Origin of the sequence: Mumia sp. (genome assembly GCF_028803055.1) — a bacterium.
GTDB lineage: Bacteria > Actinomycetota > Actinomycetes > Propionibacteriales > Nocardioidaceae > Mumia.
This window is the reverse complement of record NZ_JARBCJ010000203.1, coordinates 1-5,741: the sequence shown is the minus strand read 5'-3', so window position 1 is coordinate 5,741 and position 5,741 is coordinate 1. Positions and strand designations below refer to the sequence as shown.

Genomic DNA, 5,741 nt, shown 5'->3' with positions numbered 1-5,741 from the left:
ACGGACTCCACCTCGTGGAGGTCGAGCCCGCGACCTCCAGCCTGATAGGCCAGGGTCGAGTCGACGTACCGGTCGGTGATGACGATGTCACCCCTCGCCAGCGCCGGGTTGACGACCTGCTCGAGGTGCTCGGCCTTGTCGGCGGCGTAGAGCAGCATCTCGGTCCGTGGGGAGAGCTCTCCGGTCGCCGGGTCGAGCAGGATCTCCCGTACGGTCTGGCCCACCGGGGTCGCTCCGGGCTCGCGGGTCAGCAGCACGCGGTAGCCGTCGGCCCGCAGCGCCTCGGCCAGCATCCACGCCTGCGTCGACTTGCCGGCGCCCTCGCCGCCCTCGAAGGCGATGAAGAGCCCGCTCGTGGAGTACGAGGGGGCGGTCGACGGGTCCTGCTTGAGCTCGGAGATGAGCGAGAGGCCGTGCCGGTCGTTCATCTGGCGGAAGGAGATCAGCCCGAACCCCGTCGCGAGGACCGCCGCCACCAGGATCGCGATCTGCGTGCCGGTGTAGGTGTAGTCGCCGAGGTCGCGCAGCGCGATCGTGTGGGTGCCGATCAGACCGGCGACCAGCGGGGCGATCGCGAGCACCGCCGACAGCACCAGACGGACGAGCGACTGGACGAAGGCGAACGTCCGGCCGCGCATCTCCTCGTCGACCTCGAGGCCGAGCAACGTATAGCCGGTGATCCAGGCGATGCCGGCGCAGAAGCCGACCAGCATGACCAGGATCGCCACGAGGGCCATGTTGTGGACGATGGCGACGACGAGCAGCCCGACTCCCGCACCGACCAGCGCGACACCGAACATGCGGCGCCGGCTGACCTGCGGCAGGACCTTGGGTCCACGCCACATGCCGAGGCCGAGACCGAGGAAGACCGCGCCGAACAGGGTGCCGTAGCCCGGGTCGCCGGCTCCGAGGTCTCCGACGAACACGCGACCCAGGCCGATCACCACGCCGCCGCAGCCGAACGCGCCCACGATGCCGAGCACCAGGCCGCGAACCAGCGGGGTGCGGAAGACGTAGGCCCAGCCGTCGGCGATCGTGCGCCAGACACCGACCTGCTGGTCGACGGCGGCGCCCTCGGGGATGTCGCGCGCGCCGAGGAAGACCAGGCCGCCGAGCGCGAACAGCACCGCGACGAGATAGAGCGCCGGGTCGACATCGGGGACCGAGATGGCGAACAGCCCGTCGACCGCCTTGGTGATGCCGGTGACGACGATGAACAGGACCGCCGCGGGCAGGGCGGAGCCGTACGTGGTCGCGAGGTTGAGGCGGTTGGCGTCCTCGAGGTGCTCACGCGGCACGAGGGTCGGGACCGTCGCGTCCTTGGTCGGCATCCAGACCGCGTTGACCGCCTCGATCAGCACGGTCGCGACGATCAACCACCACAGCGTGCCGACGAGCGGGATGCTCGCGAAGATGCCCGCCCGCAGGAAGAGGCCGGTCGTGAGCGTGATGCGGCGATCCATGCGGTCGGCGACGTAACCGCCGAAGGGACCGATCACCAGCGCTGGGGCCAGGCGGGCGAAGAGGACCGCGGCGATCGCGAAGTTCTTGCCGGCGTAACCCTCGCCGATCGAGTTGGCGAACGCCGTGATGGCCAGCAGCCCGATCCAGTCGGCGAGCGAGGCGAGCCCGAGGGCAGCCCAGAAGCGCCGGAAGACCGGAATCCGCATCACCAGGCGGATGCCGTTCGCGTCGTCGTCGGCTGCTGTGCCTGCCGGATCGTATGCCACCGACTCAGGGTATCCACCAGCACAGTCATTCCGGCTCCGGCGCAGCCCTGACCCGACCCCGAGGTGACCCGGCGTACAGCTCGGTGACGAGCAGGATGACGCAGACGAGGCCCACTCCGACCTCCGGGAGCGGGGCGAGGACGAGCAGCAGGACCGCGGTGATCGCCGCACCCCACCGCGCCGCCGTGCCCGCAGAACGGTCCTCCGGGCGGACCTTGACGACCCAGCACGCCGCGAGAAGAACGGCCACGGACCCGCAGAGCAGCGCGGCGCTCGGCCAGGACTCGACGACGTGCCCGTGCACCACCTCGTGCTGCCAGAAGTCCACGCGCGCGGCCAGCGCCGCCCCGATCGCGGCCGCCGATGCGAACACCGCGTAGTGGCCGAACCCCCACACGTACTCCGCCCCGGTGCCCCGCGCACGCTCCAGCGCCGCGGCCGAGTCACGAGCGAAGTAGATCCACCACACCGAGAACACGATCAGCACCCCACCCACGGAGACGTACGCCAGCCCGCGCTGGACATCATGGGCATCGACCGACTCCTGGATGGCGAGGGTGACCGACAGGATGGTCTCGCCCAGCACGATGATGAAGAACAGGCCGTACCGCTCGGCGATGTGGTGCGCGTGCCAGCTGGTCTGGTTCGGCCGCTCGGCCCACACCGGCACCACGAGCTCGCAGACGACGAACACCGCGAACTCCGGGATCGCGATGTCGCGCGGGCTGACGAGGTAGACGACCCAGAGCAGCTGTACGGCGGTGATCCCGGCCGCGAAGCGGAGGCAGCTGGCTCGGTGCTGCGGGTCGCCCGCCGCGGCGCGGAGCCACTGGACGACCAGGCCGACCCGCATGATGACGTAGCCGACGACGATGAGGCCGAGGTCGCCGTCGAACATCCGTGGGATGCCGGCGGCCAGGACCAGCGCTCCGACGATCTGCAGGATGGTGAGCAGCCGGTACGCGACGCCGTCGTCGTCGTACGCGGAGGCGAACCACGCGAAGTTGAGCCACGTCCACCAGATCGCGAAGAAGACCATCGCGAACCGGAGCAGCCCGTGGGCCAGGTCGCCGTCGGTCGTGGCGTGGTGCAGCTGCGTCGCCGCCTGAGCCACCGCGACCACGAAGCACAGGTCGGTGAGGAGCTCGAGCGGTGTGGCGGCCCGGTGCGGCTCGCCGGGGTCGCGGGCGCGGAGCCCGAGGACGCGACTCGAGATGGTCGGCACCCGCTACAGCGTAGGCACCACCGGCCGCTCCGGCGCGACGTTGTGGTTGCGCCGGAACAGGTTGCCGGGGTCGTAGACCCGCTTGACCGCGGCCAGACGGGCGTACGTCGCCGGCGGGTACGCGGCAGCGACGGACGCGGGGTCGTCCTGCGACAGGAACCCGACGTACGCGCCTGTGCCGTGCCGTGCGACGGCGTCCCAGTCGTCGCTCGGGCCGTCGAGCGACGGCGTGGGCGCTCCGGGAGGCGCCATCCGGGCGACCACGACCATCGCCTCCGCGGCGCGGTGCGCGAACGCCGTCGCCTCCGAGTACGTGTTCGACGCCCTGCGCGCCGGCGCGAGCGGGTTCCTCGTCAAGGACACCGAGCCTGCCGAGATCGTGCAGGCGCTGCGCGTGGTCGCCGACGGGGACGCGCTCCTGTCACCGGCGATCACCCGACGGCTGATCAGCGAGTTCGTCGCGCGTCCTCCGGAGGTCGTCTCCGTCTCGACGCTCGAGGCCCTGACCGCACGGGAGCGCGAGGTCGTCGCACTGGTCGGCTACGGCCTGAGCAACGACGAGATCGCCGAGCGGCTCGTCGTCAGCCCGACCACGGCCAAGACCCACGTGAGCCGGGCGATGACCAAGACCGGCGTCCGCGACCGCGCGCAGCTGGTGGTGTTCGCCTACGAGACCGGGCTCGTCCAGCCTCGCGAGCGCGAGTCCTGACCGGCGCGACCAGGCCCACAGTGAGCAGGAGACACGCGAACTGCGCTCACGCATCGAGGCCGAGCAGCGGGGAGCACGCGCCGAGCAGCACATGAGGGACCAGCTCCGCAGCCGCTATGGCGTGGACGTCAACAACACCCAAGCCGACCCTGCGGCCGTACGGGCGGCGGCCGTCGTTCGCCGAGTCAACGATCGGATCGCAACTGCGGCTAGCCAAGCAGGGGTGTGGGCGTTGCATCAGTGAGTTCGCGAGAAGTTCATGGGTCACGGCGCGTGCGGGCCGTCAGAATGGATCAATGGGCCCCCTTTCTCCGTCGCGACCTCGTTCCATCCCAACGCGGGCGGCCAGTTCGCATGCGCCTTCGCCGTCGGTGACCAACTGATCGCGGCTGGTGGATGAACACAACATCACGTGCCATCGCGGGCATCGCGGTCGTCGCAGCCCTGTGGGTAGGTGGGTGTGGTGCGGATGGCAGTGGGGGTTCGGACTCTGCAGGTCGGTCGGATTCTGCTGTCGCTAGTCCGACACCTCGGAACGAGACGACGTTCGCGCCTCTTCCCCCTGTCACCGCGGCAGGCTCCGGACCGGATGTTTCGTCCCCGCTCCAGGACAGGGCATCGAAGGCTGCGACGGTCGATGCCTCACGTTCCGGCCCGGCTCGAGCCGACGCCGAGCGATTCGCCCTGATCTTCTCTCAAGCCGTGGTCGATCTTCGAGATCCCGTAGACATCGAGGCGTTGCTCGACGAGGTGGGTGCTGATGACCTTCCTCCGTCCACGAGGTCAGGTCTGGTGGATGAGGTAGAGCAGGCGAGCGCCGGTCTCGACCGATTCTGGAAGACGGATGACCCGATGTGGATTCGCACACAGCTGGTCGGGGGCACGGAGGAACCCTCGTCAGTGATGGTCGAGATCGCAGGTTCCATCGTGGTGACTCAGTGGCCGGACTACACCGGTTGGTCGCTGCTGCGCATCGATGTTGTCCGTGCCGATGACCAGTGGGAGGTCTCTGGCTTTTCGGCGGGCGGCAGACGTGCGCGCCCGGACGACGCCGACCCTCAGCTCCGCGATCAGCTCGAGGGCAAGGGGTGGCGCCGAGTGATCTGACCGCGAGATCGTCGGGCAGCGGGTCGAGGAACGATGGCTCGCTGACGCCGCCGCCGTAGACCTTCACGTTCAATGCCGACCAGAGCCTCTTCGAGTCCTGACCGGCGCGACCAGACGATCAGCGCGGCCGGACCCGAGAGCGGCCGCGCCTGCATAGGATCGTCGCGTGGCGAACGTCGATGTGATCGTGGTCGGGGCCGGCGTGTCCGGTCTGGTGACGGCCGACCGCGTCCGCGCGGCCGGTCGCAGCGTCGTGGTGCTCGAGGCGAGGGACCGGGTCGGTGGCCGTACGCTCACCGAACCCGTGCCGGCCAGGGACGGCAGCGACTCGCTCGACGGTCTCGTCGTCGACTCCGGTGCCGGCTGGGTGGCTCCGGACCAGAAGCTCCTGCAGGCAGAGCTCGCACGGTTCGGCCTCGACACCACCCCCCAGGCTCGTCCGGGTGACGCTCTCGTCTCGTTGCGCGGACGCGCGCGCCGCGCCTCCGGGCACGACCGGGTGTTCGACGCGGTCACGACCGCCGACATCGCCCAGGCGATGCTGCGCTTCTCAGCCGCGGCTGACAAGGTCGACCTGTCCGCGCCGTGGCGCAGCGACAACGCCACCCGCTACGACGCGCAGACCTTCGAGAGCTGGATCCGCCGTACGTGCCTGACCAGCAAGGGACGCGACTACTTCCGCGTCGTCTGCGAGGGCGTGCTCGCGACCGAGCCGCAGAACGTGTCGCTGCTGCACGTCCTCTTCTATGCCAAGTCGGGCGGAGGTTTGCTGACGCTCCTCGCGACCGGCGGCGGCGCTCAGGACGCTCGGGTCGACGGCGGGATGCAGCAGGTGGCCGAGCGACTCGCCGACGGCCTCGGCCCGTGGGTCCGGCTGCACGAGCCGGTGAAGACGATCATGCACGATGCCGACGGGGTCTCCGTCCACAGCGAGTCCGGAGCGACGACCGCGCACCGCGTCGTCGTGACC

General features: G+C 70.0%; 5 protein-coding genes and 1 pseudogene. 3 read left to right on the top strand and 3 right to left on the bottom strand.

The genetic code is table 11. The annotated features are described in order from the left end of the window. The 3 genes from tmk to PV363_RS15320 all read right to left on the bottom strand — a co-directional run. Nucleotides 1–1,730, bottom strand: a 1,730-nt coding sequence (gene tmk / locus PV363_RS15330; protein WP_301022778.1) for a dTMP kinase, incomplete at its 3' end; no start/stop codon positions are given. A 25-nt stretch (nucleotides 1,731–1,755) separates the two neighbouring features. Beyond that, a complete protein-coding gene (locus PV363_RS15325; protein WP_301022777.1) occupies nucleotides 1,756–2,955 on the bottom strand; it encodes a low temperature requirement protein A in 1,200 nt (399 codons plus the stop codon). 3 nt (nucleotides 2,956–2,958) lie between these two features. After that, nucleotides 2,959–3,207 carry a BBE domain-containing protein gene (locus PV363_RS15320; RefSeq protein ID WP_301022776.1) on the bottom strand — a complete coding sequence of 83 codons (249 nt, stop codon included), beginning with the start codon at nucleotides 3,205–3,207 and terminating at the stop codon, nucleotides 2,959–2,961. 55 nt (nucleotides 3,208–3,262) lie between these two features. Between PV363_RS15320 and PV363_RS15315 the strand changes: the two are divergent. From PV363_RS15315 to PV363_RS15305, 3 genes and pseudogenes are all read left to right on the top strand, one after another. Continuing rightward, a pseudogene (locus PV363_RS15315) lies at nucleotides 3,263–3,664 on the top strand (response regulator transcription factor); the annotation flags it as partial. A gap of 702 nt (nucleotides 3,665–4,366) precedes the next feature. Beyond that, nucleotides 4,367–4,771 (top strand): hypothetical protein, encoded by a 405-nt coding sequence (locus tag PV363_RS15310; RefSeq protein WP_301022775.1) that lies wholly within the window; start codon nucleotides 4,367–4,369, stop codon nucleotides 4,769–4,771. A gap of 166 nt (nucleotides 4,772–4,937) precedes the next feature. After that, the coding region (locus PV363_RS15305) for an FAD-dependent oxidoreductase (RefSeq protein WP_301022774.1) at nucleotides 4,938–5,741 on the top strand (804 nt) is incomplete at its 3' end.

Excerpts from the sequence above, each read along its gene's own strand:
- PV363_RS15320 (WP_301022776.1), bottom strand. The coding sequence starts at position 3,207 with ATGGCGCCTCCCGGAGCGCCCACGCCGTCGCTCGACGGCCCGAGCGAC.